Origin of the sequence: Cellulosimicrobium sp. ES-005 (genome assembly GCF_040448685.1) — a bacterium.
In the GTDB taxonomy this organism is placed as follows: domain Bacteria; phylum Actinomycetota; class Actinomycetes; order Actinomycetales; family Cellulomonadaceae; genus Cellulosimicrobium; species Cellulosimicrobium cellulans_G.
Map to the genome: position 1 here is coordinate 2,983,376 of NZ_CP159290.1, position 26,843 is coordinate 3,010,218.

25 protein-coding genes are annotated in these 26,843 nt (G+C 74.7%); 13 read left to right on the forward strand and 12 right to left on the reverse strand.

Annotated elements, in window-relative coordinates:
* Nucleotides 1–3: 3 nt before the first annotated feature.
* Nucleotides 4–657, forward strand: coding sequence for a YrhK family protein (locus tag ABRQ22_RS13140; RefSeq protein WP_253051719.1), 654 nt, complete (start codon nucleotides 4–6; stop codon nucleotides 655–657).
* A 46-nt stretch (nucleotides 658–703) separates the two neighbouring features.
* Here ABRQ22_RS13140 and ABRQ22_RS13145 read toward each other — a convergent pair whose 3' ends face one another.
* The 6 genes from ABRQ22_RS13145 to ABRQ22_RS13170 all read right to left on the reverse strand — a co-directional run bounded on the left by ABRQ22_RS13145 (nucleotide 704) and on the right by ABRQ22_RS13170 (nucleotide 7,819).
* The gene (locus tag ABRQ22_RS13145) at nucleotides 704–2,917 is read right to left on the reverse strand and encodes a sialidase family protein (protein ID WP_353707038.1); all 2,214 of its coding nucleotides are present in this window, start codon (nucleotides 2,915–2,917) and stop codon (nucleotides 704–706) included.
* A 216-nt stretch (nucleotides 2,918–3,133) separates the two neighbouring features.
* Complete coding sequence (locus ABRQ22_RS13150) at nucleotides 3,134–3,805, reverse strand: peptidase (RefSeq protein WP_353707039.1); 672 nt, start codon at nucleotides 3,803–3,805, stop codon at nucleotides 3,134–3,136.
* A 339-nt stretch (nucleotides 3,806–4,144) separates the two neighbouring features.
* Nucleotides 4,145–4,927, reverse strand: coding sequence for a glucosamine-6-phosphate deaminase (gene nagB, locus ABRQ22_RS13155; RefSeq protein ID WP_253051722.1), 783 nt, complete (start codon nucleotides 4,925–4,927; stop codon nucleotides 4,145–4,147).
* Nucleotides 4,927–6,009, reverse strand: coding sequence for a Gfo/Idh/MocA family oxidoreductase (locus tag ABRQ22_RS13160; RefSeq protein WP_253051723.1), 1,083 nt, complete (start codon nucleotides 6,007–6,009; stop codon nucleotides 4,927–4,929). Before ABRQ22_RS13160 ends, nagB begins: the two co-directional genes overlap by 1 nt.
* Nucleotides 6,006–7,067, reverse strand: a complete 1,062-nt coding sequence (locus ABRQ22_RS13165) for a Gfo/Idh/MocA family oxidoreductase (protein ID WP_253051724.1) — start codon at nucleotides 7,065–7,067, stop codon at nucleotides 6,006–6,008. The genes ABRQ22_RS13160 and ABRQ22_RS13165 overlap by 4 nt, the downstream gene beginning before the upstream one ends.
* Complete coding sequence (locus ABRQ22_RS13170; RefSeq protein ID WP_253051725.1) at nucleotides 7,064–7,819, reverse strand: GntR family transcriptional regulator; 756 nt, start codon at nucleotides 7,817–7,819, stop codon at nucleotides 7,064–7,066. Before ABRQ22_RS13170 ends, ABRQ22_RS13165 begins: the two co-directional genes overlap by 4 nt.
* Before the next feature lie 100 nt (nucleotides 7,820–7,919).
* Here ABRQ22_RS13170 and ABRQ22_RS13175 point away from each other — a divergent pair, with 100 nt between their 5' ends.
* The 8 genes from ABRQ22_RS13175 to ABRQ22_RS13210 all read left to right on the forward strand — a co-directional run bounded on the left by ABRQ22_RS13175 (nucleotide 7,920) and on the right by ABRQ22_RS13210 (nucleotide 17,498).
* Nucleotides 7,920–9,521 carry an ABC transporter substrate-binding protein gene (locus ABRQ22_RS13175; protein ID WP_353707040.1) on the forward strand — a complete coding sequence of 534 codons (1,602 nt, stop codon included), beginning with the start codon at nucleotides 7,920–7,922 and terminating at the stop codon, nucleotides 9,519–9,521.
* A gap of 150 nt (nucleotides 9,522–9,671) precedes the next feature.
* On the forward strand, nucleotides 9,672–10,628 hold the full coding sequence (locus tag ABRQ22_RS13180) for an ABC transporter permease (RefSeq protein ID WP_064316380.1): 957 nt from the start codon (nucleotides 9,672–9,674) through the stop codon (nucleotides 10,626–10,628).
* A gap of 1 nt (nucleotide 10,629) precedes the next feature.
* The gene (locus ABRQ22_RS13185) at nucleotides 10,630–12,729 is read left to right on the forward strand and encodes a dipeptide/oligopeptide/nickel ABC transporter permease/ATP-binding protein (protein ID WP_353707041.1); all 2,100 of its coding nucleotides are present in this window, start codon (nucleotides 10,630–10,632) and stop codon (nucleotides 12,727–12,729) included.
* Nucleotides 12,726–13,568, forward strand: a complete 843-nt coding sequence (locus ABRQ22_RS13190; RefSeq protein ID WP_353707042.1) for an ATP-binding cassette domain-containing protein — start codon at nucleotides 12,726–12,728, stop codon at nucleotides 13,566–13,568. The genes ABRQ22_RS13185 and ABRQ22_RS13190 overlap by 4 nt, the downstream gene beginning before the upstream one ends.
* Before the next feature lie 71 nt (nucleotides 13,569–13,639).
* A complete protein-coding gene (locus ABRQ22_RS13195; protein ID WP_353707043.1) occupies nucleotides 13,640–14,566 on the forward strand; it encodes a dihydrodipicolinate synthase family protein in 927 nt (308 codons plus the stop codon).
* Nucleotides 14,559–15,632 carry an ROK family protein gene (locus ABRQ22_RS13200; protein ID WP_353707044.1) on the forward strand — a complete coding sequence of 358 codons (1,074 nt, stop codon included), beginning with the start codon at nucleotides 14,559–14,561 and terminating at the stop codon, nucleotides 15,630–15,632. Before ABRQ22_RS13195 ends, ABRQ22_RS13200 begins: the two co-directional genes overlap by 8 nt.
* Nucleotides 15,629–16,345 carry an N-acetylmannosamine-6-phosphate 2-epimerase gene (locus ABRQ22_RS13205; protein ID WP_353707045.1) on the forward strand — a complete coding sequence of 239 codons (717 nt, stop codon included), beginning with the start codon at nucleotides 15,629–15,631 and terminating at the stop codon, nucleotides 16,343–16,345. Before ABRQ22_RS13200 ends, ABRQ22_RS13205 begins: the two co-directional genes overlap by 4 nt.
* Nucleotides 16,346–16,442: 97 nt before the next feature.
* Entirely contained in the window at nucleotides 16,443–17,498 is a 1,056-nt protein-coding gene (locus ABRQ22_RS13210) for a PDDEXK nuclease domain-containing protein (RefSeq protein WP_353707046.1), read from the forward strand.
* A 39-nt stretch (nucleotides 17,499–17,537) separates the two neighbouring features.
* Here ABRQ22_RS13210 and ABRQ22_RS13215 read toward each other — a convergent pair whose 3' ends face one another.
* Entirely contained in the window at nucleotides 17,538–18,053 is a 516-nt protein-coding gene (locus ABRQ22_RS13215) for a DinB family protein (RefSeq protein WP_353707047.1), read from the reverse strand.
* 254 nt (nucleotides 18,054–18,307) lie between these two features.
* Between ABRQ22_RS13215 and ABRQ22_RS13220 the strand changes: the two genes are divergently transcribed.
* Complete coding sequence (locus ABRQ22_RS13220; RefSeq protein ID WP_353707048.1) at nucleotides 18,308–19,069, forward strand: DUF2306 domain-containing protein; 762 nt, start codon at nucleotides 18,308–18,310, stop codon at nucleotides 19,067–19,069.
* Here the strand turns inward: ABRQ22_RS13220 and ABRQ22_RS13225 are convergent.
* Together ABRQ22_RS13225 and ABRQ22_RS13230 are read right to left on the reverse strand one after the other, a co-directional pair.
* On the reverse strand, nucleotides 19,045–19,683 hold the full coding sequence (locus ABRQ22_RS13225) for a response regulator transcription factor (RefSeq protein WP_353707049.1): 639 nt from the start codon (nucleotides 19,681–19,683) through the stop codon (nucleotides 19,045–19,047). The two genes, ABRQ22_RS13220 and ABRQ22_RS13225, sit on opposite strands and share 25 nt — an antisense overlap.
* 74 nt (nucleotides 19,684–19,757) lie before the next feature.
* The gene (locus tag ABRQ22_RS13230; protein ID WP_353707050.1) at nucleotides 19,758–21,146 is read right to left on the reverse strand and encodes a histidine kinase; all 1,389 of its coding nucleotides are present in this window, start codon (nucleotides 21,144–21,146) and stop codon (nucleotides 19,758–19,760) included.
* A 246-nt stretch (nucleotides 21,147–21,392) separates the two neighbouring features.
* Between ABRQ22_RS13230 and ABRQ22_RS13235 the strand changes: the two genes are divergently transcribed.
* Together ABRQ22_RS13235 and ABRQ22_RS13240 are read left to right on the forward strand one after the other, a co-directional pair.
* On the forward strand, nucleotides 21,393–23,249 hold the full coding sequence (locus ABRQ22_RS13235) for a sodium:proton antiporter (protein ID WP_353707051.1): 1,857 nt from the start codon (nucleotides 21,393–21,395) through the stop codon (nucleotides 23,247–23,249).
* 61 nt (nucleotides 23,250–23,310) lie between these two features.
* Nucleotides 23,311–24,111 carry a MerR family transcriptional regulator gene (locus ABRQ22_RS13240; protein WP_253051742.1) on the forward strand — a complete coding sequence of 267 codons (801 nt, stop codon included), beginning with the start codon at nucleotides 23,311–23,313 and terminating at the stop codon, nucleotides 24,109–24,111.
* Between the two features lie 13 nt (nucleotides 24,112–24,124).
* On the opposite strand, the gene ABRQ22_RS13245 is transcribed toward ABRQ22_RS13240, so the two are convergent.
* The 3 genes from ABRQ22_RS13245 to ABRQ22_RS13255 are packed head-to-tail and all read right to left on the reverse strand — an operon-like array spanning nucleotide 24,125 to nucleotide 26,060.
* Nucleotides 24,125–24,856 (reverse strand): zf-HC2 domain-containing protein, encoded by a 732-nt coding sequence (locus ABRQ22_RS13245; protein WP_353707052.1) that lies wholly within the window; start codon nucleotides 24,854–24,856, stop codon nucleotides 24,125–24,127.
* Nucleotides 24,853–25,359, reverse strand: coding sequence for a sigma-70 family RNA polymerase sigma factor (locus ABRQ22_RS13250; protein ID WP_353707053.1), 507 nt, complete (start codon nucleotides 25,357–25,359; stop codon nucleotides 24,853–24,855). The genes ABRQ22_RS13245 and ABRQ22_RS13250 overlap by 4 nt, the downstream gene beginning before the upstream one ends.
* A gap of 20 nt (nucleotides 25,360–25,379) precedes the next feature.
* Nucleotides 25,380–26,060, reverse strand: coding sequence for a YceI family protein (locus ABRQ22_RS13255; protein ID WP_353707054.1), 681 nt, complete (start codon nucleotides 26,058–26,060; stop codon nucleotides 25,380–25,382).
* Between the two features lie 173 nt (nucleotides 26,061–26,233).
* On the opposite strand from ABRQ22_RS13255, the gene ABRQ22_RS13260 reads away from it, so the two are divergent.
* On the forward strand, nucleotides 26,234–26,812 hold the full coding sequence (locus tag ABRQ22_RS13260; protein ID WP_353707055.1) for a hypothetical protein: 579 nt from the start codon (nucleotides 26,234–26,236) through the stop codon (nucleotides 26,810–26,812).
* The last annotated feature ends 31 nt before the right edge of the window (nucleotides 26,813–26,843 follow it).

Sequence of the window (26,843 nt, forward strand, 5' to 3'; positions counted from 1 at the left end):
GTCGTGGACCGGCGGGAGCGTCGTCTGCGGCGCGAGGCGTGGGGGTTCGCGGTCGGCTCGCTGTGCTTCCTCGTCGGGGCGCTCCCGCCCTACGCCGACGCCGTCGGCGCGGTGGCCACGAACGTCACGTTCGTCGTCGGCGCGGTGTTCTTCACCGCCGCCGCGTTCGTGCAGCTCGGCCTGAGCGGGCGGCGTCCGCCGCGTGCCGGGACCCACCCGGCCGACCGGTGGGACTGGTGGGCGGCGGCCGTCCAGCTCGTCGGCACGCTCTGCTTCAACGTGAGCACGACCGCGGCGCTCGTGGCGGCGGTCCACGACCCGACGCGGCTGGGCGTGGGCTGGAAGCCCGACGCCTACGGGTCCGTCGCGTTCCTCGTCTCCTCGGCGTTCGCCGTCGTCGCGACGCGCGACCGCGGGCACCTGTGGGACCGCGACGCCCGCACCTGGCACGGCACGTGGCTCAACCTGGTCGGGTCCGTCGCGTTCGGCGCGTCGGCGGTCGGGGCGTACGTCTCCCCGGCCACGGGCACCTACGTGAGCGAGTGGTGGGACGACGCGGGCACGCTCGTCGGGGCGGTGTGCTTCCTCGTCGCGGCGCTGCTGTCGCGGCGGACGGTCGACGTGCCGGCGCCGAGCGCCGCGCACCCGGTCGTGTGACGCACGTCGGGGTGCGTCGCTCGACCGGGTGCGCAGCGCTCGCGGGTCAGGCGCAGGTCGTCGCCGCGTAGGCGGCCTCGACCGAACCGGGCCCGGTCGCGGCGCTCGCGGTCCCCGCGTCGACCGAGGCCGTGCGCACCGCGAACGACTGGTACGCCGAGCCGCCCGGGGCCACGCCCGCGACCGTGCGCTCGCCGTACGGCGTGCGCAGGGTGACGTCGGCGGGGGCGTCCCCGGTGTTGCGCGCGGTGACGGCGACGTACGCCCGGCCCGCGAGGCACCGGCTCGTCGCCCGGACGTCGAGCGGGACCGCGCTGCCGAGCTCGACCGTCGGACCGTCGAGCTCGACGACGGTCACGCTCGACCCCGCCGTCGACGTCCACGTCGTGTCGGGCGTGAACGACCCGCGGTCGAGGTCGCCCTGGGTCACCACGTGGTGCGCGAACGTGCACGTGTACGACCCCTCGGCCGGCAGGGTGCGGTAGCGGCAGTTCTGGGCCGCGGTAGCGGGGTCGAGACCGGCGAGGTTGCCCGTGGGGACCACCGAGGTCGCCGTCGTGGAGAGGTTGCGGACCGTGTACGTGAACCGCAGGACGTCGCCGACGGCGTACGTCTCCTGCGGGTTCGCGTGCACCCCCTGGACCGAGATGTTCCCGGGCGCCCCGAAGTAGACGGCCGGGCCGTCGTGCTCGACCGTGGTGACGGTCGCGCCGGAGGTCGACGTCCAGGTCGTGCGCGGCGCGAAGAACCCGGCGTCGAGGTCGGCCTGCGTGACCGTGTGCCGCGCGGACGTGCACGTGTACGCGGCGCGCGCGGCGAGGTCGCGGAAGCGGCAGTTCGGCGCGCCCTGGGCCGGGTCGAACCGCTCGAGGTCCCCGGTCGGGGAGACCGTCGTGACGGCGTCGGACAGGTTCGTGACCGTGAACGAGTACGTGACGACGTCGCCGACGCCGTACCCGCCCGCGGGAGCCGTGCTCGTCACGCTCGCTCGCGTCACCTCGATGTCGCCCGGCGTGCTGCTCGGCGCGGCGAGGAGCCAGTCGTGGTCGAGCTTGGCGAACCGGATGCCCCCGCCGCCGCCGTCGGGCTCGTAGAGCAGGCCGACCGTGCCGTCGGGAAGCGTCGCGAGGGTGGAGTACGCCATGCCTCCCGGCTGGAAGACCCGTGCGACGGGCCAGGTCTCGCCGTCGTCGTAGCTGACGCGGACCGTGCCGTTGACGCGACCGGACTGCGAGGCGGCGTTGGAGAAGAGGAGCACCTTGGCCTCGGCGGAGCCCTGCGGCGCGTTCGGGTACGCCCGCACGATCGCCGCGTTGTTCGTCGGGTCGGGCAGCTCGCGGTCGAGGGTCACCGCGCCGTAGGTCACGCCGCCGTCGGTCGAGTAGGCCACCTTGCGGAAGCCCGAGCGCGCCGAGTCGCGCGAGTTGAGCATGACGCGCCCGTCCGAGAGCTCGACCGTCTTGTTCTCGTCCATGCCGGTGCCGACGGGGGTCCCGACCTGCCACGTCGCGCCGTGGTCGTCGGAGTACACGGACACGGCCTGGAACTGCCCCGAGCCGTTGATGATCGTGTACTGCTGGAGCAGGCGCCCCGCGTGCTCGCCGTAGCGGAGCTGGATGCCCTGGCCCGAGGCGGCGAAGCGCGAGCGCCAGCCCAGGTCGGCCGTGACGTCGGCCGTGATGGTGCGGTGGGTCCACGTGCGACCGTCGTCGGTCGAGGCGGACACGTTCGCGTGGATGACGTTGCGGGCGCTCGGGTCGACCCCCGGCTGGGAGCCGCCGAAGCCCTGGTCGTACGACTTCACGTGGAAGTTGAAGACGGTCCCGGTCTCGCGGTCGACGACGTAGCTCGGGTCCGAGTAGCCCTCGATCGGCGCGGTGGTCTTCCCGGCAGCGACGACCTCCTGCGGGCCCCACGTGACGCCCGCGTCGGTGGACCGGCGCTGGAGGATCGAGTTCGGCCCGGGGGAGTCGGCCGCGGTGGGGCGGCCGTCGTAGGAGGCGAGGACGTCGCCGTTGGGTGCGACGGTGAGCGCCGGGATCCGGTAGTTGGGGAAGCCGCCCTGGCCGTTCGTCGCGAGCTGCTGCTCGGTGTACGTGCCCGGGCCGCCCGTCGCGGGAGCGAGGTCGTGGTCCGGCGCGAGGGTGGCGTGGTGCGCGGCCGCCGTCGTGACGGGGACGACGGCACCGCCCACGCCCAGCGCGAGCGCGGTGGCGAGGGTCAGCGCGCGGCGCGCGGGTCTGCGGAGGTGTCCGATCATGCCGTTCCTTCCGGTCGGTGCTCGGCGCGGCGGGGACGACGTGGAACGCGGCGACGCTGCCGAGGACGCTTGAACAGATGACGTCAGATGTCTGACGTCAGGAAGGTAGCCCGAGGGGGCGCGCGGGTCAAGGGGAGGGGTCGTGACGCAGCACGACGCCCGCCGGTCGCAGGGGTCTGCGTCCGGCGGGCGTCGCGGGGTGGTGGCGCGGGGGTCTCAGCCTCGGCGCGCGCGGCGCGACAGGAGCACGATGGCGGCGCCCACCGCGGCGAGGCCGGCGGCGAGGGCCGCGTACAGCCCGACCGTCGCGCCGGTCTCCGCCAGGCTCGGGTTCGACGCGGACGCGCTCACCTCGTTCGAGACGGGGACGACCTCGACCGGGTCGTCGTGCCCGGGCGGGTTCGTCGCGCAGTCGGGCGACGAGGGCGGGTAGACCGTGGTCACCAGGACGTGCGGGTTGACCTCGAAGCTCACGTCGACGGCGGGGCGCACCCAGTCGTACTCGTCGCCCTCGACCCACTCGCCGTCCTCGAGGCGCCACCCCGGCCAGTCGACGCCCTTGCCCTGGTCGTCGACGACGGAGCCCGGCCACAGCAGGCGGCCCTGGAGCGGCAGCCCGGACGTGACGACGCTCTCGCCGTCGGGGTTGATCCAGGTGACCGTGACGGTGTCGTGGTCGGTGCCCTCGACCTCGATCGCGTAGTCGAGGTACGCGGCGTCGTCCTCGCACGCCGAGACGAGGGTCGTGAGGCGCATCGACGGCTGGGACGGCACGTAGGTGTCGTCCTCCGCGGCGTGGGCGGCCGGGCCGGCGAGGAGCGCGGCGGAGGCGGCGAGGGCGGCGGTGGTGGCCCGCACCAGCGTGCGGCGTCCGGTCGTGGTGCTCATGGTGGGTCCCGTCGGGTCGTGGTCGGTCGAGCGCGACGGGTACCGTCCTAAGGCGCGACCGTGCCACCGCCGGACCGGCGGTTCGGGGTGGCAAGGGCGCGGGCGTGTCGGACGCGTGAGGCGGCACCGCCGTGATCGCCGGTGCCCGCACTGGCAGGGGGCTGAGCGTACGGGCACCGGCTGTCCCCCACGCTAGACAGGCAACTGGACAGACGTCCAGTTCGATGCCGGGTGAATGTCCGGCGCCGAGAACGACACTGGTGTCGTTATCAGGGCGAAAGCGACAGCAACGTCGTGCTCGACGGCGAGCGGCGTCGTTCTCGGCGCCCGGCGGAGGGTCTACAGGCCCTGCCAGTCCGGCTTGGACGCGTACGTCTGGCGGTAGTAGTCCCCGAGCTGCAGACGCGAGGCCGCCGCGTCGTCGACCAGCACCGTCGCGTGCGGGTGCATCTGCATGATCGTCGCGGGCCACAACGCGCTGATCGGGCCCTCCACGAGCTGGTGCACCGCCTCCGCCTTGCCCTTGCCCGACGCCAGCAGCACCAGGTGCCGCGCCGACATGATCGTCGCCAGCCCCTGCGTCAGACAGTGCCGCGGCACCCGCTCCACGTCGTCCCCGAAGAACCGCGCGTTGTCCTCGCGCGTCTGCGCCGTCAACGTCTTGATCCGCGTCCGCGACGCCAGCGACGACCCCGGCTCGTTGAACGCGATGTGCCCGTCCGTCCCGATCCCCAGGATCTGCAGGTCCACACCCCCGGCCCCCGCGATCGCCTCCTCGTACGCCGCGCACGCCGCGACCAGGTCCTCGGCGTTCCCGTCCGGACCCTGGACCGCGCCCGGGGCGAAGTCCACCCGCGAGGCGATCTCCGTCTCGATCACGTTCCGGTACCGCTCCGGATGCTCCACCGGCAGGCCCACGTACTCGTCCAGCATGAACGCCTTGACACCCGCGAACGACAACCCGCCCTCACGATGGCGCCGCGCCAGCTCGTCGTACACCTTCAGCGGCGACGAACCCGTCGCCAGCCCCAGCACCGACTCCGGCCGCGACCGCACCACCTTCTCGATCGCGTCCGCAGCCAGCACCGCCAACCGCTCCGCCGGAGCGATCACGACCTCCATCAGACCCTCGCCTCCTCGGGCACCGTCCGGTGCTCCACCGCGACCACGTCGCCCGTCTCGACCGAGCGGTACGCCGCGTCGATCACGGCGAGCGACGCGCGCGCCTCCTCGATCCCGTAGTCGGGCCGCTCCCCGGCGAGGACCGCGCCGACCACGTGCCGCAGGTACGCCGCCGCGGCGACCTGGCCCGCGTCGGCGGCGACCGTCGTGCGCCCGTCCGCGCCGAACCGCGCGACGGCGGGGGCGTCGTCGTCCGCGACGGCGTGGCCGTGCGACCCGAGCAGCCGCACCGACGACGTGGTGGGCGTCCCGCCGGGCGCGAACGGGACGCGCCCGAGGGTGATCGTCGCGGTCACGCCGCGCTCCAGCTCGAGCGTGACGACCGCCGTGTCCTCGACCCCGGCCTCGCGGTGCGGCTCCAGGAAGAGCGACCCCGCGAAGGCGTGCACCTCGACCGTGCGGAGCCCGGTGAGGTGGTGCGCCGCGTCGGCGCAGTAGCCGAGGAAGTTCAGCAGCTCGCCGCCCCCGGACAGCGCGCGGTCCACGACGAGGCCCGGGCGCTCGACCGACGTCGCGAAGTGCGCGCCGGAGGCGAGGAACTCGAGGTCCAGGTGGCGCGGCAGGCCCACGTGGCCGGCGTCGACCCACGCGCGCAGACGGCGCAGCGCGGGCGCGTGCGTGCGGTTCACGACGGCGCACGTGCGCCCCGTGCGGGCGGCGACGGCGACGAGGCGGTCGGCGTCGGCGAGCGTCGTCGCGACGGGCTTGTCGACGAGCACGTCGAGGCCCGCCTCCAGCAGCGCGGCGGCGAGGCGCGCGTGCCGGGTCGGCTCGGCGCACACGACGACGAGGTCGACCGCGCTGCCCAGGGCCTCCGCGACCGCCGCCACGTCGGCGACCTCGGCGTACGGCACCCCGGCGCGCTCGGCGACGGCGCGCGAGTCGTCGCGCACCCAGCCGGGCGCGTCCGCCTCCTCGACGACGCCGACGATCTCGACGCGGTCGTCGGCGGCGAGGATGCGCAGGTAGTCGGCCGCGTGGCGCACGGCCGACGCGAACGCGACGCGCAGGGTCGTGCTCATGCGGCCACCCCCGTGGTCGCGTAGCCGGGCACGTCGGCGACGCGCTCGCGCCGCCCGGAGACGAGCGAGCGCTGCGCGGCGAGCGCGGTCGCGAGCGCGGCCCGCACCTGCGGCGTCGTGACGACGGGCGCCGCGTCGCCGTGCACCACGTCGAGCCAGTGCGCGAGCTGGATCCCCAGCGCGCCCTCGACGGAGACGGGCGGGGCGGTCGTGGCGTCGGAGTGCAGGCCGTCCTCTTCGGTGGTCGAGTGCGCGAGCGTCCCCTCGGTCCCCACGAGCACGACCCGGCGCACGAGCTCGCCGCGGCGGCGCAGCGCGTAGCAGAGCTCGAGCGTGGCGAGCGCGCCCGACGCCGTGCGGAGCTGCACGTGGAACGAGTCGGGCGACTCCATCTCGGGCGAGAACGTGCGGAAGCCGCGCGCGAAGACCTCGACCGGCTCGTCGTCGAGCAGCCACGTCGCGAGGTCCATGATGTGGGTGCCGTTGTGCACGGGGTGACCGCCCGACAGCTCGGGGTCGAGCTGCCAGCCGCGCCACCCGGCGGGCCACGCGTGCCCCGTGTACCAGGAGACGTGCGCGAGCCGCGGGGTGCCGATCTCGCCCCGGTGGGCCGCGGCGGCGAGCGCCGTCACGGCAGGCTGGAAGCGCACGGTCTGCCCGACGACGAGCGTCGTGCCCCGGCCCTCGGTCGCCGCGACCATGGCGTCGAGGTCGGGCAGCGACAGCGCCGCCGGCTTCTCGACCTGGACGTGCTTGCCCGCCTCGCCGGCCGCGACCGTGTCGCGCGCGTGGGCGGGTGTCGCGGTGACGACGTCGACCGCGTGGACGGCGTCGTCGTCGAGCGCCTCGTCGAGGGACGTCGTGGCGCGGGCGCCGGGCACGAGCGCGGCGAGCGCCCGGGCCCGCGCGAGGTCGTGCCCCACGACCCACCGCACGTCCGCGCGGGGCAGCCCGGCGAGCGCGGCGACGTGCTCGCGCGCGAACGCGCCGATGCCGACGACGGCGACGCCGACGGGCGGGCGTGCGGGCGCCTGGGCACGGGCGGGTGCGGGTCTCACGCCGTGGTCACCCCGAGCGCGCGGTCGATCGGCTCGTAGTGCGAGACGACCGCGGCGCGGAACGCCTCGACGTCGCCGGCCTCGGCGGCGTCGAGCATCTCGCCGTGCGCGCGGGCGGTCTGGTCGAGGTCGGCCGCGACGGAGATGCCGAGCTTGGGCACCACGGCGGTGTGGACGTCCCAGAACGCGGCGACGAGCTGGCCGACGAGCGAGTTGTCGAGGCGCGCGAGCAGGCCCGTGTGGAACGCGCGGTCCTGTTTGGGGAAGCTCAGCCCGTCGGCCGCGGCGGCCACCATCTCGTCCACGAGGGCGTGCAGCTCGGGGTTCGAGGTCCCGGCCAGGCTGGCGACGATGACGTCCGCCATGGCGAGGTCGAGCGCCTGGCGGATCTCGACGACGTCGCGCAGCGCCCGCAGGTCGTCGCCGGGGGAGAGCACCCCGCGGAACACGAGCGCCTCGACGAGCGCGTCCAGGGACATGTTGCCGACGAACGTGCCGTGCCCGTGCCGGACCTCGACGATGTCGAGCGTCGACAGGGTGCGGATCGCCTCGCGCACGCTCGACCGGGACACGCCCAGGTGCTCGCAGAGCTCCGCCTCGGTCGGCAGCGGGTCCCCGGGGCGCAGCCCCTCGCCGAGGATGAAGTCCTTGATCCGGTCGGCGGTGGTGGTGCGCCGGGGAGCGGTCGCGCCGGGTCCGCCGTCGCGGGACGCGTCGAGCGTGCTGAAGCTCCTGCGCCGTGGTGTCGCCATCTTGACCCCTTCGGTTTCTGGTCCTAGTGTCATGCTACACAACGTCAGACATCAGACATCTTCTCTCCGGAACGATGTCGGTCTCATGTCAGGAGAACCAATGAAGCTTCACGTCAGCTCACCTCCCCGCAGGGGAGTCGCTGCGGTCGCCGCGGGCGTCGTGCTCGCGCTCGGCCTCGCGGCGTGCTCCGGTGGGGGCGCTGCGCAGGACGACCCGACCGAGGGCAGCGCCGCCCAGGGCGAGATCGACCCCGACGCCGTGATCGAGGCGGGCATCTCGTACTCCCTCTCCGGTGGCTTCGACCCGATGATCACCACCGGTGCCGTGACAGTAGCGGCCAACTGGCACGTGTTCGAGGGACTCACCGAGCTCGACCCCGCGACGCGCGAGGTCTACCCCGCGCTCGGCACCGACCTCCCCGCCCCGGTCGACGAGACGCACTACGAGGTGGACCTCCGCGAGGGCGCGGTCTTCCACGACGGCACGCCCGTCACCGTCGACGACGTCGTCTACAGCTTCGACCGCGTGCTCGACCCGGCCAACGAGTCGCTCTACGCCGGCTTCATCGACTTCCTCGAGTCCGTCACCCCCGTCGACGACGACACGGTCTCGATCAACCTCAAGTACCCCTTCAGCCTCGTGCCCGAGCGCCTCTCGGTCGTCAAGATCGTCCCGAAGGCCCTCGTCGAGTCCGACTACGAGGCGTTCAACGCGCTGCCCGTCGGCACCGGACCGTTCAAGATGACCCAGGCCACGCCCGACGACAAGATCACGTTCGAGCGCTTCGACGGCTACACGGGCACCCGCCCCGCGCTGGCGGCCGGCCTCGTGTGGAACCTGCTCTCCGACCCCGCCGCACGCGTCACCGCGATGAGCTCCGGCACCGTCAGCGCGATCGAGGACGTCCCCTACATCGACGTCCCGACGCTCGAGGGCACCGTGGACGTCGAGTCCGTCCAGTCGTTCGGCACGCTCTTCATGATGTTCAACACGGACCTGCCCCCGTTCGACGACGTCCGCGTGCGCCAGGCGTTCTTCTACGCGCTCGACATGGACAAGATCATCGACAACGGCCTGCTCGGCAACGGCGCGGCGGCCACGAGCTTCCTCCCGCAGAGCCACCCCAACTTCCACGAGGCGTCCACGGTCTACTCCTACGACCCGGACAAGGCCAAGGCGCTGCTCGCCGAGGCCGGGGTGAGCGACCTGTCGATCACCCTCATGACGACCGACACCGGCTGGGTCGCGGACATCGCCCCGCTCATCAAGGAGAACCTCGACGCGATCGGCGTCGACACGACGCTCGACATCGGCCAGTCCGGCGGCCAGTACACCAAGGTCGACAACGGCGACCTGCAGGTCATGGTCGCGCCGGGCGACCCGTCGGTGTTCGGCAACGACCCCGACCTGCTCATGCGCTGGTGGTACGGCGACAACGTGTGGTCGCAGTCGCGCTACCGCTGGAACGACGACCCGAAGTTCGCCGAGCTCCAGACGATCCTCGACGCCGCCGTGCGCACGTCCGGCGACGAGCAGCAGGAGCTGTGGAACCAGGCGTTCGACCTGATCTCCGACGAGGTGCCGCTCTACCCGCTGCTGCACCGCCAGCTCCCGACCGCGTGGGACGGCTCCACGCTCTCCGGGTTCTCGCCCCTGCCGATCACCGGCCTGTCGTTCCTCGACGCCGGCCTCGTCAAGTAGCCGCGGGCCCGTAGCCCTCGGCGCCGACCGGCTCCGGCCGTCTCGCCGGTCCCCTCGCCCGTCCCCCTCGGGGCGAGGGGACCGGTACCCGCCCGGCACCCAGAACGGACAGACCATGCACCGCACCCCCGACGCACCGGGAGGCCGACCGTGAGCGCACTGCTGCGACTCGTCGGACGCCGCCTCCTGCAGCTGCCGATCATGATCCTCGGCATCACGTTCCTCGTGTTCCTCGTGATGTCGTTCTCGCAGGTCGACCCCGCGATCCAGGCCCTCGGCGAGGGCGCGTCGGTCGAGGCGCGCGAGGCGTACCGCGAGGCGAACGGGCTCAACGACCCGCTCCTCGTCCGGTACGTCGCGTTCCTCGGCGGCCTCCTGCACGGGGACCTCGGCACGTTCAGCGCCCGCCAGGTGCCCGTCGCCGACGAGGTCGCGCGCGCCCTGCCCATCACGCTCCAGCTCACGCTCATGGGCCTCGTCATCGCCGTGGTGCTCGCCCTCGTCATGGGCATCCTCGCGGCGCTCTACCGCGACCGCTGGCCGGACAAGGCGATCCGCGTCGTGTCCGTCGCGTCGCTCGCGACGCCGTCGTTCTGGCTCGCCGTGCTGCTCATCCAGGTCGTCACGCTCGGGGCCGGGTGGCTCCCCGCGAGCGGACCGTTGCCGGACCCGTCCGAGGACCTCGGCGGCTACCTCGCCCGCATGGCTCTGCCCGCGATCGCGCTCGCGATCCCCGTCGTCGGCCAGCTCACGCGCGTCGTGCGCACGTCGGTCGTGGAGGAGCTCGACAAGGACTACGTCCGCACCGCGATCGGCGCGGGCATCCCGCGGCACGTCGTCGTCGGGCGCAACGTGCTGCGCAACGCGCTCATCACGCCGATCACGGTGCTCGGCCTGCGCGTCGGCTACCTCATCGGCGGCGCCGTCGTCATCGAGATCATCTTCGCGCTGCCCGGCATGGGCACGCTCATCCTCAACGGCGTCACCAACAACGAGCCCAACCTCGTGCAGGGCGTGACCCTCACCGTGGCGCTCGCCTTCGTGCTCATCAACATCGTGGTCGACATGCTCTACGTGCTCGTCAACCCGCGGATCAGGACGGTGTGACGTGCGCCGACAGCTCACCGAACGGCTCTCGACCCCCGGGATGCGCCTGCGCGCGCTGCCCCTCGGGTCCACGATCTCCCTCGCGTTCGTGCTCCTCGTGGCGCTCGCGGCCGTCCTCGCGCCGCTCGTCGCGAGCCACGACCCGCTCGCCACCGGCACGCCCGTCCAGCCGCCCAGCGCGGAGAACTGGTTCGGCACCGACCGCCAGGGCCGCGACATCTTCTCCCGCGTCGTCTACGGCGCGCGGTACTCGCTCGTCATCGGCCTCGGGGCGACGGCCATCGCGCTCGCCGCGGCGGCCGTGCTCGGCTCGGTCGCGGCGACCGCGCGCAAGAGCGTCTCCGAGACCCTCATGCGCGTCCTCGACATCATCATGTCCTTCCCCGGCATCGCGCTCGCGGCCGTGTTCGTCTCCGTCTTCGGCCGGTCGCTGCCCGTGCTCGTGCTGACGATCGCGTTCCTCTACACGCCGCAGCTCACGCGCGTCGTCCGGGCCAACATCCTCGACCAGTACGGCGAGGACTACGTCGCGGCGACCCGGGTCATGGGCGCGCGCACGGCCTGGATCCTCGCCAAGCACGTCGCGCGCAACTGCGCGGCGCCCGTGCTCGTGTTCACCACCGTGCTCGTCGCCGACGCGATCGTCTTCGAGGCGTCCCTGTCGTTCATCCAGGCGGGCGTGCCCGACCCGGAGCCGTCGTGGGGCAACATCATCGCCGCGGGCCGCGACCTCGTCATGGGCGGGTACTGGTGGGCGACGTTCTTCCCCGGCCTGGCGATCATGCTCACCGTCCTGTGCCTCAACATCCTGTCCGAGGGCATGACCGACGCGATGGTCGCCGCCCCCCGCGCGACCCGCGCCACCCCGGCGAAGGCCGTCGCGACGGACTCGGACGACGCCGCGGTGGCCGCGGAGCTCACGGCCATGGACGCCGACGAGCCGGTCGAGACCGCGGACGAGGACCGCCTCGCCGAGTCGGAGCCGGTCGTGCAGGACGTCGAGCCGGAGGTCCGGCACGTCGGCCGCGAGGTCCCGCTCGCCGCACGCCTCGCGACGCTCCGCGCGGCCGAGGTGGCGCGGACCGACCGCCCCGTGTACGACGGCGACGCCGAGCCCCTGCTCGAGGTGCGCAACCTGTCCATCCGCTTCCCGCGCCACGGGGACGTCGCGGTCGTCGACGACGTGTCGTTCTCCGTGCGGCCCGGCGAGACGATGGCGCTGGTCGGCGAGTCCGGCTGCGGCAAGTCGATCACGTCGCTCGCCGTCATGGGCCTGCTGGACCCGTCGGCGCAGGTCAGCGGCGAGATCCGCTACGGGGGCAAGGACCTGCTCGCGATGGGCAACCGCGAGCGTGCGTCGCTGCGCGGCACCGAGATCGCGATGATCTACCAGGACGCGCTGAGCTCGCTCAACCCGTCGATGCTCATCCGGTCGCAGATGAAACAGCTCACGCGCCGCGGCGGCACGCGCACGGCCGAGGAGCTCCTCGAGCTCGTGGGCCTCGACCCGCAGCGCACGCTCAAGAGCTACCCGCACGAGCTCTCCGGCGGGCAGCGCCAGCGCGTGCTCATCGCCATGGCCCTCACGCGCGACCCGAAGCTGGTCATCGCGGACGAGCCGACGACGGCGCTCGACGTCACCGTCCAGGCCCAGGTCGTCGCGCTGCTCGACGAGCTGCGCCACAAGCTCGGGTTCGCGATGGTGTTCGTCAGCCATGACCTCGCGCTCGTCGCGCAGATCGCGCACCGCATCACGGTCATGTACGCGGGCCAGGTCGTCGAGCAGGCGCCGACGAGCGAGCTGCTCACCGACCCCCGCCACGAGTACACGCAGGGCCTCCTCGGCGCGGTGCTCTCGATCGAGCAGCGCTCCACGCGCCTGCACCAGATCCCCGGCACCGTCCCGTCGCCGCGCGACTTCCCGACGGGCGACCGGTTCGCGCCGCGCTCGTCGCGCCCCGACCGCGGTCTCGACGTGCGGCCCGTGCTGCGCGCCGTGGACGCCGACGGGCAGCACCTCGTCGCGACGCCGCCGGACGAGCCGGTCGGCGCCGTCGCGGGCGGTGGCCACGCCCCGATCACCACCGGAGGGACGCGATGAGCGCCACCGACCAGACCCCGACCGCCGCGGAGCGGGGGGCCGCGACCGACCACGACACCCCCGTCGTCGAGCTGCGCGGCGTGCACGTCGTCTTCAAGGCCCGTACGGGCACGCTCTTCCAGGCCCACCGGGTGCACGCCGTGAACGACGTCAGCGTCGCGGTCCGCCGCGGCAGCACGCTCGGGATCGTCGGCGAGTCCGGCTCGGGCAAGTCGACCATGGCGAAGGTGCTCGTCGGGCTGCAGGCCCCGACGTCGGGCGAGATCCGCTTCCGCGGGCAGCCGGTCGACACGTACACGACGCGCGTGCGGCGCGACGTCGGGCGGGTGGTGTCCGTCGTCTTCCAGGACCCGGCCACCGCGCTCAACGCCCGCATGCGCGTGCGGGACGCCCTGCGGGACCCGCTCGACGTGCACCGCGTGGGCGACGCGGCGTCGCGCGAGGCGCGCGTCCGCGAGCTCGTGCACCTCGTCGGGCTGCCGGAGTCGGCGCTCGACGCGCTGCCCGGCCAGCTCTCGGGCGGGCAGCGCCAGCGCGTCGCCATCGCGCGCGCCCTCGCGCTCGCGCCGGACGTGATCGTCGCGGACGAGCCCACGTCCGCGCTGGACGTGTCCGTGCGGGCCCAGATCCTCAACCTGCTCGCCGACCTCAAGGCCGAGCTCGACCTGGGGATGGTCTTCATCTCGCACGACATCCAGACGGTGCGCCACGTCTCCGACGAGATCGTCGTCATGCAGGGCGGCCGCATCGTCGAGTCCGGCCCCGCCGCGCGCGTGCTCGACGACCCCCAGGACGACTACACCCGCACCCTGCTCGCCGCGGCTCCGGCGCTCCTGTGAGCGCTGCCGAGCGCCCCGCGCCGGGCACCACCCAGACCGCAACACCGCTGAACCCAGAACCGGAGCTCCTCGTGACCACCCCCACCTTCCACGGGATCGTCCCGCCCGTCCTCACCCCCCTCACGACCGACGGGGAGGTCGACGTCGCGTCGCTCGAGCGTCTCGTGGACCACCTCGTCACCGAGGGCGTGCACGGCGTCTTCGTGCTCGGGTCGACCGGCGAGGTCGCCTACCTCACCGACGCGCAGCGCGACCTCGTGGTCCGCACGGTGGTCCGCGCCGCCGCCGGCCGGGTCCCCGTCATGGGCGGCGCGATCGACCTCACGACGCCGCGCGTCGTCGAGCAGGCGAAGGCGCTCGCGGCCGCCGGGGCGGACGCGGTCGTCGCGACCGCGCCCGTCTACGCGCTCAACGACCTCGACGAGATCGAGCGCCACCTGCGGGCCGTCGCGGCCGCCGTGGACGTCCCCGTGTTCGCCTACGACATCCCCGTGCGCGTACGCACCAAGCTCCCGGCCGACCTGCTCGTGCGCCTCGGCTCCGAGGGCGTCCTCGCGGGCGTGAAGGACTCGTCCGGGGACGACGTCGCGTTCCGCCGGCTCGTCGCCGCCAACGCGGCGGCCGGCTCGCCCCTCGCCCTGTTCACGGGGCACGAGGTCGTCGTCGACGGGATGCTGCTCCTCGGCGCCGACGGCGTGGTCCCCGGTCTTGCCAACGTCGACGCGGGCGGCTACGTGCGCCTGTGGGACCTCGCCCAGGCCGGGAAGTGGGACGATGCCCGGGTGGAGCAGGACCGTATCGCCGCGCTGTTCGAGATCGTGTTCCAGGCGCGCGGCCGCTCGGGCGACGCCGCGGGCGTCGGGGCGTTCAAGGTCGCCGCGCAGCGCCAGGGCCTCATCGACACCGCCACCATGGCGTTCCCGGTCGAGGCGCTCGACGGCGAGGTCGCCGACCGCGTCGAGGAGATCACGCGCGCCGCGGGGCTCCTGCGTGGCTGACGCCTTCCCGGACGCCGCCGCGCCGACGGTCGTCGTCGGCGTCGACCTCGGCGGCACCAAGACGGCTGCGGCGACCGTCGCGGCCGACGGGACCCTCGGTCCCGTGCTCGCCGTGCCGACCCCGGCCGCGGCCGGCCCCGACGCGGTGCTCGACGCCGTCGCCGGGGTCGTGCGCGAGGTCGTCGCCGCGCTGCCGGGCGCGGCGCGCCTCCGCGCGCTCGGGGTCGGCACGGCCGGAGTGGTGGACGTCGGTCGCGGTGTGATCGTCTCGGCCACCGACACCCTGCCCGGGTGGCCCGGGACCGACGTCGCGGGCGGCCTGCGCCGTCGGCTCGCCGACCTCGCCGTGCTCGTGCCCGAGGGATCGCCCGGGGACGGGACCGCACTGCCCGTGTTCGTCGAGAACGACGTCGACGCGCACGCCGCCGGTGAGGTCTGGCTCGGCGCGGCCGCCGGGGCGCGCAGCGCGCTGCTCGTCGCGGTCGGGACGGGCGTCGGGGGCGCCGTCGTGCTCGACGGGCGCCCCCTGCGCGGGGCGCACCACGTCGCCGGGGAGCTGGGCCACGTGCCGGTCCCCGGCGCGGAGCTCCTGCGCTGCCCGTGCGGCCGGGCCGGCCACCTCGAGGCGATCGGCGCGGGACCGGCGATCCACCGTCGTTACCTCGCGCTCGGCGGCGACGCGGCGAGCCCGGACACGCGCGACGTCGTCGCGCGCGCGGAGGCCGGCGACGAGCTCGCCGCGTCGGTGGTGCGGGACGCGGCGCGGGCCGTGGGCCGTGCGGTCGCCGGGGTCGTGACCGTGCTCGACCCGGAGGTCGTCGTGGTCGGCGGCGGTCTGGCGGGCGCGGGCGACCTGTGGTGGTCGGCGCTGGAGGACGCGCTGCGCGCCGAGGTCGTCGACGTGCTCGCCGACCTCCCGTTGCGGCCCGCGACGCTCGGCAACGCGGCGGCGATCGTCGGGGCGGCGCGCGGAGCGTGGAGCCTCGTCGGCCCGTCCGACGACGAGCACGGGGCGGGGCCCGGCGGGCTGCCCGAGAAGATCCACCGAGAGAGGACGACGGCATGACCGGACCCCACGAGGCGCGGACGCGCTGGACGCGCGAGCGCGTCCTCGGCGCGATGCGTGGACGACTCACCGTCTCGTGCCAGGCCTATCCCGGCGAGCCTCTGCGCGACCCGCGCACGACCGCCCAGATGGCGCGCGCCGTCGTCGCCGGGGGAGCGGCCGCGGTGCGCGCGCAGGGTCTGGACGACGTCGCGGCGGTCGTCGCCGCGGTGGACGTGCCCGTCGTCGGGCTGTGGAAGGACGGCGACGGCGGCGTCTTCATCACCCCGACGCTGCGGCACGCCCGCGCCGTGGCCGACGCGGGGGCGCACGTCGTCGCGCTCGACGGCACGCGCCGGCCCCGGCCCGACGGGCTCACGCTCGCCGAGACCGTGGCGGGCCTGCGGGAGACGGCCGACGTGCTCGTCATGGCGGACTGCGGGTCGCTCGACGACGCGCTCGCCGCGCAGGACGCAGGCGTGGACCTGCTCGGCACGACGCTCGCCGGGTACACGGGCGAGCGGCCGAAGACCTCCGGACCGGACCTCGAGCTCGTCGACGAGGTGGTCGCGGCGTGCTCGCTGCCCGTCGTCGCCGAGGGTCGTGTCCACAGCCCTGCGCAGGCCGCCGAGGCGATGGCCCGGGGTGCGTTCAGCGTGTGCGTCGGCACGGCGATCACCCACCCCACGACGATCACGTCCTGGTTCGCGGAGGCGATCCCGACGCGCCACTGAGTCGTCCGCACGACCCCTTGACAGCGCAAAGTCGCGATGCCCTACGTTCGGGCGCGACGCGCCGGGCGGGCGCGCCGAGCCGTCAGGGGGACACGACATGGCATCACCGCACGACGACCTCGAGCCGGCGGGGTACGCCGAGCTGCTGACCGACCTCAAGGCGCGCGTGCGCGCGACGCAGTTCCACGCCGCACGTGCCGCGAACACCGAGGTGCTACGGCTGTACTGGTCGATCGGCCACGACATCCTCGAGCGCCAGCGCACCGCGGGCTGGGGGTCGAAGGTCGTCGACCGACTTGCTTCAGACCTGCAGCGCGAGTTCCCTGACCAGCGCGGCTGGTCGCGTCGCAACCTGCTCTACATGCGTACTTTCGCGCTCACATGGCCGGACGCGGGATTTGTGCAACAGCCTGTTGCACAACTTCCGTGGGGCCACGTCACGGTGCTCCTGAGTCGTCTGAAGACCACCGACGACCGCGACTGGTACGCCGAGCGCTCCGCGGTCGAGGGCTGGTCGCGCGGGATGCTCGAGTACCACATCAAGCTGGACCTGCGCCGTGCTCTCGGCGCCGCGCCGACGGACTTCGCGGGTGCGCTCGACGCGGCGGACTCGGAGCTCGCGCAGGCGATGGTCAAGGACCCCTACGTCTTCGAGCACCTGGGCCTCGTGCGGACCCGTGCCGAGCGCGAGGTCGAGCAAGCGCTCATGGACCGACTCCAGGACACGATGCTCGAGCTCGGGCGCGGGATGGCGTTCGTCGGGCGGCAGGTGCGGCTCACCGTCCCCGACGACGAGAGCGACGCCGTCGACGAGTTCTTCGTCGACCTGCTGTTCTTCCACGTCGAGCAGCTGCGCTACGTCGTCGTCGAACTGAAGGTCGGGAAGTTCGAGCCCGCCCACCTCGGTCAGCTCGGTACCTACGTCGCGATCGTCGACGACCAGTACCGCCGGCACGAGATCCACGCCCCGACCGTCGGGATCCTGCTCTGCACGGGCCGGAGCGGCGCCGTCGTCCGCTACTCGCTGGCGAGCACGAACGCGCCCGTCGCGGTCGCGGACCTCCAGGGGTTGCCCGACGAGGCGCGCGGGGCGCTGCCGAGCGTGGCGGAGCTCCAGGCGGTGGTCGCGGACGAGCTCGAGCAGCGCTCGTGAACGGGACCCGCGCGGGCGTGCGCCGACGAGGGCGTGTCGTCAGGCGCGACCCGTGCGCTCGAGGATGCCGCGCACGTAGGCGGCCTGGCCCGCGTGCTCGAGGCTGTCCACGGCGATGCTCACGAGCCGGACGCCGAGCGTGACGGGCGGGTCCCACGCCTCGTCGACGACGCGGTCGAGGTCGTCGTCGGTCAGCGCGGCGAGCACGTCGTGGGACTCGACCTGGACGGCGTGCACGTAGCCGAGCAGGAGGTCGTCGCTCGCCCGCACATGGCCGACGTCGGCGGCGGACTGTCCGTATCCCGTCGCGCGGTCGTCGAACGGCAGGTCGAACCGGCGTGCCCAGCCGTCGCGCGTCCACACCTGCTCCCGCCCGACGGCGGCGGCGACCTGCGCGTCCTGGCCGCGGGCGAGGTGCCACGCCAGCCAGGCGACCGTGTTCGCGCCGGGGTCGACGCGCGCGGTCAGCGCGTCCTCCCCGAGCCCGTCGACGGCGCGGGTCGTCGTCGGTCCGATCCGGCCGAACAGGTCCTCCAGCACCGTGCGCGCGTCCACGTCTCTCCCTCTCGTCGCCGGGCACCGTCCCCAGCAGCCTCCGACGACCCGCGTCCGGTCGCGACCCGAACGGCACCTCGGCCGAGGTGCCGACGACCGTCCCCGCCGTACGCCCTGCCCGACGTGCCGGCGCGCGTCGCGATCCGGTCGGGCGGGGCCCGCGGTGCTCCGGCGTGCCGCTCAGGGAGGGGTCAGGGCCACGACCAGGGCGTTCCCGGATCCGCCGGGGCGGGCCGACGTGGTTCGGTGCCGTCATGACCGCCACCCGGCTCGTCCGCCCCCCGACCGTCGCCCCCCGCGCCCGGGGCGCGCGCACCGCCGTCGCGACGCTGACGCTCACGTCGCTCGCGATCGCCGCCTTCGCCGTCCTGCCGTACCTCACGGCGTCTCTCCCCGCGCTGGCCCGCGACGACGTCGGGCTCGCCGCCGCGTACGCCGGGGCACCCGGGTTCGTGCTCGGCGCGTTCTACGCCCACGTCGTCGCGGGCGGGGTCGCGCTCGTGTGCGCCCCGTTCCAGCTCTGGGCCGGGCTGCGTCGCCGGCACCCGGGCGCGCACCGCTGGACGGGTCGGGTCTACGTCGCGGCCGTCGCGGTCGGCGGTGTGGCCGGGCTCGTCCTCGTGCCCGTCAACCAGGCCGGGGTCGTCGGGACGCTCGGCTTCGGGGCGCTCGCCCCCCTGTGGCTGTGGACGACGTGGCGCGGCGTCCGCGCGGTCCGTGGCGGCGACGTCGTCGCGCACCAGGACTGGATGACGCGCAGCTTCGCGCTCACCTACGCCGGCGTGACGCTGCGGCTGTGGACGACGACGCTCGTCGTCGTCCAGGCGCTCGCCCTCGGCGACGCGGTCGACCCCGACGTCGCGTTCGATCGCGCGTACGCGCTCGCACCGTTCCTCTCCTGGGTGCCCAACCTCGTCGTCGCCGAGCTGCTCGTCCGACGGCGACGCGCCCGCCGGGGCTCGACGGCGGTCAGGTCGGCGGTCCGGGCCGCTCAGCGCACGAGCCCCGACTCGTAGGCCGCGACGACGAGCTGGACGCGGTCCCGGCAGCCGGTCTTGCGCAGCGACTCCGAGACGTGGGACTTCACCGTCGTCTCGGAGATGAACAGCTCCGCCCCGATCTCGGCGTTGGACAGCCCCCGCGCCACGGCGAGCACGACCTCCCGCTCGCGCGCCGTGAGGTCGTCCACGCCGGGGAACGGGCGGGTCGCGGCGCGTGCCGCGAAGTCACCGACGAGGCGGCGCGTGACGTTCGGTCCGAGCAGCATCGAGCCGTCGGCGACGAGCCGCACCCCCTCCACGAGGCGCGGCGCCGGCACGTCCTTGAGCAGGAACCCGCTCGCCCCGGCGCGCAGCGCGTCGTAGACGTACTCGTCGAGGTCGAACGTCGTGAGCACGAGGACGCGCGCGCCCGGGTGCCGCGCCACGAGCTCGCGCGTCGCGGCGAGACCGTCGAGCCGGGGCATGCGCACGTCCACGACGGCGACGTGGGGTTCCACCCGCGCGACGAGCTCGAGGAGCTCGTACCCGTCGCCCGCGGACCCGACGACCTCCAGCCCGTCCGCCGCGTCGAGGATCGCGGCGAACCCGTGCCGGACGACGGGCTGGTCGTCCGCGACGACGACGCGCACCGGGGCGTGGGGCGGTCGGTCCGTAGCGTCTGCGGCGTCTGCAGGGTCCGCGCCCGCCGGGGCCGCGTGCCGGCTCACGCGCTCGCCACCGGCGCGGACGCCGCGGGGCTCGCGACCCCGACGAGCAGGATGCGGGCCTCGACCACGAACGTCGCTCCGTCGTCGCCCACGCCGGTCGAGAGCGTCCCGCCCAGGGCCTCGACCCGCTCGCGCATCCCGGCGAGGCCGCGCCCCGTGCCACCCACCCCGCCCGGCTCCCCGCGCTCGACCGGGTTGCTCACCCGCAGCACCGCCGTCCGGTGCCCGTCCCGGCCGACGACGCGCGCGTCGACCACGACCGGCTTCCCCGGCGCGTGGCGTCGCGCGTTGGTCAGCGCCTCCTGCGCCGCGCGGTAGAGCGCGTAGCCCGGGGCCGCGGGCACGGCGTCGAACCCGCCCGTGAGCGTCACGTCCTGGCCTGCCGCCCGGGCGGCCTCGACCAGCCCGACGACGTCCCCCGCCCCCGGCTGGGGCGCCAGGTCGGGCGCGGCGTCCTCGCTGCGCTGGAGCACCGCGAGCACCTGGCGCAGCTCGCCGAGCGCCTCGCGCGCGTCCGTCGCGATGTCGGCGAGCACGGCGCGCGCGGTGTCGTCGAGCCCCGGGTGCACGTACGGCGCCGACTCCGCGCGCACGGCGACGAGCGAGACGTGGTGCGCGACGACGTCGTGGAGGTCGTGCGCCACGCGCGCCCGCTCCGCGGTGACCGCCTGCGCCTCGGCGGCGCGCCGCGTCGCCGTAGCGGCCGCGCGTGCGGCCGACCGGGAGCGCGCGACCGCGCCGAGCGACGCGGCGACGGCGATCACGGCGACGACCCAGAAGCAGTACAGCGCCCAGATGACCAGGTGCTCGCCGGGCGCGGAGGAGATCTCGCTCGTCGTGCCGGACTCTGTGATCTCGGTCCATCGTGGGTCATTGCTCGACACCGCCCACACCGGCCCGATCGGCAGCAGGGCGACGATCGGCAGCCACGCGTACAGCCCCGCGAGCACGATCGCGACGAGGCCGGGGACGACGGCCCGGTGCCACCCGTCGACAGCGGCCACGACCGCGACGGCCAGGAGCCCGAGCCACCAGCCCCACACGAACGCGCCCGTGACCACGACGGTGACGAACGGGAGCGCCGTGAGGGCGGTGCCGAGGACGGGGGAGCGGCGAGCGACGAGCACCCCGGCGACGACGCACAGATCGAGCAGCGGCAGCACGAGGCCGGCGCCGAGCAGGAGGTCCTCCGTGAGGACCGGGGACTCCCACAGCCCGGCAGCCCCGGACCGGCCCCACGTGGGCGTCGCGAGGAGGAACAGCCCCACGACGAGCGCGAGGAACCCGGGCAGCGCCCAGGGCTGGAGCCGGACCCACCGGTCCGACGGGGCGGGCGTGGCGGCCGTGGCGGGAGCGTCCTGCGGCCGAGCGGCGACGGCGTTCATGCCGCCGATCCTCGCGCGCCCGACCCGGCGGCGGCCACCGTCCTGAGAAGGACCCGCCGTCGACCATACGCAGGGTGCCGAACCCTGGATCCCTCCCCATGATCGGCCCGCCGTGAGGAGCGACCCCGGGTTCGACGGAGTGGGGTGACGTCGGGCGCACGGCCCGACGGCGGTCCGGCGGTTAGCGTTGTCCCGTCCCCCGCGCGCGCCGACCCGGGCGTGGCGCCGTGGTAGCCGGAGGTGCCGATGGAGTTCCCGTTCAGCCTCACCGAGGAGCAGATCCTCTCGCTCATCGTCGTGGGCACGCTCGCGGTCGTCGCCATCGTCGGCGTGAACATCCTCGCGCCCAAGGCGGGGGTGGCGGCGCCGCTGGTCCTCGTCGCGGTGGGCGTCGCGGTGAGCTTCGTCCCCGCGGTGCCGGAGATCGAGTTCGAGCCCGAGTGGATCCTCGCGGGCATCCTGCCGCCGCTCCTGTACTCCGCGGCGGTCGGGCTGCCGACGATGGACTTCCGGCGGGACTTCACGGCGATCAGCGGGCTCTCCGTGGTCCTCGTCCTGCTCAGCACGGTGCTGCTCGGGTACCTCTTCACCTGGCTGATCCCCGGCATCCCGCTCGCCGCCGGGTTCGCGCTCGGCGCGATCGTCAGCCCGACGGACGCCGTCGCGACGTCGATCGTCAAACGGCTCGGGGCGTCGCCACGCGTCGTCACGCTGCTCGAGGGCGAGAGCCTGCTCAACGACGCCTCCGCGCTCGTGCTCCTGCGGTCGGCGATCGCCGCCATCGCGCTCACGGTGGCCAGCGACGGGGTCGCCCCCGCGTTCTCGCTGTGGGCGGTCGCGGGCGACTTCGTGTTCGCCGTCGTCGTCGCCGTGATCGTGGGGTTCCTCGTCGGGTTCCTCGGCCTCACCGTCCGGCGCCGGCTCGCCAACCCGGCGCTGAGCACCGCCGTCTCGTTCGTCGTGCCGTTCATCGCCTACCTGCCCACCGAGGAGCTCGGCGCGTCGGGCCTCGTCGCGGTCGTGACGGCCGGGCTCGTCACGGGCAACGGTGCCGCCAAGTACCTGCGGCCGCAGCACCGCCTCGCCGAGGAGTCGAACTGGCGCACCGTCGAGCTGCTCCTCGAGGGCACGGTGTTCCTCCTCATGGGCCTGGAGCTGTTCGCCCTCGTCACCGACGTGCAGGAGGCGCAGGGGAGCCTGTGGCGGGCCGTCGGCATCGCGGCGCTCGCGGCGGTCGTCATCCTCGTCGTGCGGTCGGCGTACGTCGCGACGCTCCTGCGGTCCCTCGCGCGCAGGGCACGCCGAGGAGAGTCGCTGCGCGGCGTGATCCAGGGCATGCAGGAGAAGATCGACGCACGGTTCGGTCCGGCCGAGTCGCCCCTCGAGACGTACGAGCCCTCGGGGCGCCACCGCGGCGCCCCCCGGACGGGCGGACCGAAGGAGGTCCCGCAGGCCCGCGTCGGGCGCATCCGCACGTCGTTGCGCCGCCGCGCGGCCGACATCGACTACCTCACGGCCGAGCCGCTCGGGTGGCGCGAGGGCACGCTCCTCGTCTGGGCCGGCATGCGCGGCGTGGTGACGCTGGCCGCGGCACAGACCCTGCCCACCGACACGCCGCAGCGCTCGTTCCTCGTGCTCGTCGCGTTCGGCGTCGCCGCGGGCACGCTCGTCGTCCAGGGCGGGACGCTGCCGTGGGTCGTGCGCCGCCTGGGGCTGGCGGGCGGGTCGACCCGCGCCGACGAGGACCGCGGCGCCGTCCGCGCCGAGCTCGACGCCGCCGCCGTGGCCGTCATCGACGCGCCCGACCTGCGCCGCGACGACGGCACGACGTACGACGGCGACGTCGTCGCCCGCGTGCGGCGCGACGTCGTGCGGGAGCTGGAGAACCGCGACACCGACGCCGCGACGTCGGCCGACCTCTTCGCCCAGTACAAGGAGCTGCGCCTGCGCGCCATCGCCGCGCAGCGGGTGGCGCTGCTCGACGCACGGACCTCCGGCGCGTACAGCTCGCAGGCCCTGCGGCACGCGCTCGACCTGCTGGACGCCGAGCAGATCGACCTCGAGCTGCGCCGCGGACCCTACGTCCCGGGCGACGACGACTGACCGGCCGGGCCGCCGCCCGGTGCTTGCGCCTTCCCCAGGGGAAGGACCTAGCGTCGCGGGCATGGACGAGCACACGACGGGGCAGGTGGCCCGGGCGACGGGGCTGAGCGAGAAGGCGGTCCGCCTGTACGCGGACCGGGGGCTGCTCGCCGCCCGGCGGGCCACCGACGACGGGCCGCGCCTGTTCGACGACGGCCAGGTGGCGCGGGCGCGGCTGGTGCGGCTCCTGCGGGGCGTCGAGCTGTCGCTCGCCGACGTCGGGGAGGTGCTCGGCGCACCGGACGCCGTCGCGGCCTTCGACACGGTGTGGGGCGCGCGGCGGTCCTCGCTCCCGGGGTCGCTCGCGGCCGGGGAGTACGTCCGGTCCGTGCTCGCCGGGGCGCCACGCCTCGACGTGGAGGTGCGCCGGCGCGCGGTGGCGGAACGGCTCGTGCTCGGGACCGTGCGCCGCGCGACCCTTGAGGAGCTCCCGCGCGTGCTCCCGGAGGCGACCGCGGCCGTGTTCGACGTCCTGCGCACGGCCGGCGTGCCGCTCGCCGGGCACCCGTACGTCGAGTACCACGAGCGCGCGACCGAGGGGTTCGCCGCGCGCGTCACCGTGCAGGTCCCCGTGGCCGAGGCCGTGCGGCCACCGCAGGGGTTCGTCCTCACCACGGACGGCCCCCACGACGAGGCGTACGTCGCGCTGACCGCCGCGGAGGTGGAAGACCAGGCCGGGCTCGTCCTGGTCCACGACCACCTGTCGTCGGGGCGCGCCCTCGCCGACGGCGCACCCGCGGGCGACAACCGCGAGATCTACCTGCCCACGTGGGCGACGCGCGGTCCCGGCCCTGTCGTCGAGGTTGCGGTGCCCGTGGCCTGACCCGGTCTCGGGTTCAGACGTCGGCGGCGGCCAGCGCGCCGTCGACCCCCACGACGCCGAGCTCGAGGCGCGCGATCCCGTCGACCGGGACGGCGGACGACGCCCCGAGCCCGTCGGAGCTCCCCGCCTCCGTGGACGACCACGTGGCGACGACCTCCCGGGTGCCGGCGTCGTCCACGAGGACGAGCTGGTACGTCGCGCCGTCCTCCCACTCCCCGACGGGGTACGAGCACGACCAGTCGAGGCGGGTCCCCCACGCGGCCGGGGTGAGCGTGAGGTCGGCGTGCACGTCCGCCGCGCCGACCGGCTCCAGCGCGACCTCCGTCGTCCCGGCCGCGACAGGCGGCGGTGCGTCGTCCGGGCGGGTGACGGCCACGCCGCCCGCGACGCCCGCCACGACCAGCCCGACGGCGGCCGCCCCGAGCAGCGCCCGGCGTCGGACCTGACGACGCCGCGCACCGGCCGCGACGACGGCGAGCGGGACGACGACGCCGTCGTCGGACCCGTTCCCCGTGCCGCTCCGGACGCCCGCGTCGCCCGTGCCGTCCACGAGCGCGTCGGCGTGCTCCGCGGTGAGCATGCCGAGGATCCCGGGCATGCCGGCGAGCTCGCCGACGGCCTCGCGGCACGCGGCGCACGTGGACAGGTGCTGCTCGAACGCGCGGCGGTCGCGCGGGCTCAGCGCGCCCAGCACGTAGGCCGCGTCCCACTCGCGGTACGGGTCCGGGGGAGGGGTGGCGGTCATGACGAGACTCCCTTCTCCTGCAGCGCGAGCCTCAGCGCGCGGAGCGCGTAGTGCATGCGGGACTTGACGGTCCCGGGCGGGACGCCGTGCGCCGACGCCATCTCGGCCACGGAACGCCCGTGGTAGTACGCGTCGACGACGACGGCCCGGTGCTCGGGCGAGAGCGACACGAGCGCGTCCGCGACGAGCCACGCGTCGAGGACGGCCTGCGTCGCGTCCGCCTCGCCGCGGTCGGGCACGTCGGCGCTCGTGAGCTCGCGGCGGTGGTGCGCGCTGCGCAGCTCGTCCACGACGAGGTTGCGCGCGACCGTGAAGAGCCACGCGCGCACCGAGCCCTCCGGCCGTTCGAGCACCTCGGGGTGGCGCCACGCGCGCAGGAGCGTCTCCTGGACCACGTCCTGCGCCTGCGCCGGGTCGTGGGTGAGGCGCGCGACGTAGCGCTCCAGCGCGGGACCGTGCGCGGCGTGGACCGCCCGCAGCAGGTCGTCGGCGTCGGCGCGCACGCGCGGCACCTCCCCGTCCGTCACGACCCGGACGCCGGCACGAGGTCGAGGCCGAACTCGACGCTGCCCGCGTCGTCGACCGTGACGAACCCGAGGCTCGGTGCCTCGACGTCGAAGTCGGAGAACGTGATCGGCACGCTCCCGACGACCTGGACGCCGCCGGCGGTCGTGCCGACCTGCGCCTCGACCGTGACGGCCTGCGTCACGCCGTGGATCGTCAGGTCTCCCGCGAGCTCGACGTCCGCCGAGCCGGTGGGCAGCTGGACGGGGGACGTGAGCGCGAACGTCGCCGTCGGGTAGGTCCCGACCTCGAGCGCGTCGCCTCGGAAGTACGCGTCGCGCGGCGGCTCGTCGGTCGCGACGCTCGCCATGTCGACCTCCACCGTCGCCGCGGTGAGCGTGCCGTCGGCGACGGTGAACGACCCCGTGACCTCGTCGGTCCTGCCGGTGACCGTGACGTCCTCGCCCTGGAGCACCTCGTGGACGCGGTACCCGGCGTAGGAGCCGTCGGCCACGGTCCAGTCGCCCGCGAGGCTCGCCGGGTCGAGCGCGCCCGCGTCGCCCGACGGCGCGTCGAGCGTCGGCTCCTCGGCCGCGGCCCGGTTGGACCAGTCCGCGTACAGGCCGGGGCCGACCACGACCGCGGCACCGCCCAGCACCACGACACCGACCCCCACGAGCACCTTCGTCCTCCTGCGCACGTCCGCTCCTCCCGATCATCCTCCGTCGACCCCGTCACCCAGGGAGACGAGGCAGCCGCCCGATCGGTTCAGTCGAGTCTCGCCGTGCGATCGGATGAACCGCACGGCGAGCCGCGTCGTCGTGAGAGTAGGGGCCGTGCTCGCGACCCCGACCGTCCTCTCGAGGAGTCGACATGCGACGCACCCTGACCACTACCGCCCCGGCCCGGACCGCCCGCGCCGCCCCCGCCGTCGTGCTCGTCGCCGTGCTGGTCGGCGTGCTCGGCGGGTGCTCCGGCGGGGGAGGCGGCCTCTACGGCGGGGGCGGGAGCAGCCCGTCCACGGACTCCGGCACGACGAGCGACGGCGCGACCGGCGACGGCACGGGGTCCGGGCCGGCCCTCGGGACGGCAGACTCCTCGCTCGGCACCATCGTGGTCGACGGACAGGGGATGACCGTCTACTACTACGACAAGGACACGAAGGGCTCCGGGACGAGCGCGTGCGAGGGCGAGTGCGCCGCCGCGTGGCCCGCGGTCCACGCGGCGAGCGCGGAGCCCGAGGTCGAGGGCGTCACGGCGGAGGTCGGCACGATCACCGGCGTCGACGGCGAGCTCCAGGTCACGGTCGACGGCCGCCCCGTCTACACGTACGCGGCCGACCAGGCCGAGGGAGACGTGTCAGGTCAGGGGGTCAACGGCGTCTGGCACGTCGTCGCGCCGGACGGCACCGAGATCATGGACGCGGCCCCCGCCGCCGGGTCGGGCTACTGACCGACGCCCGGTCCTGGCCCGGACGGGCCCC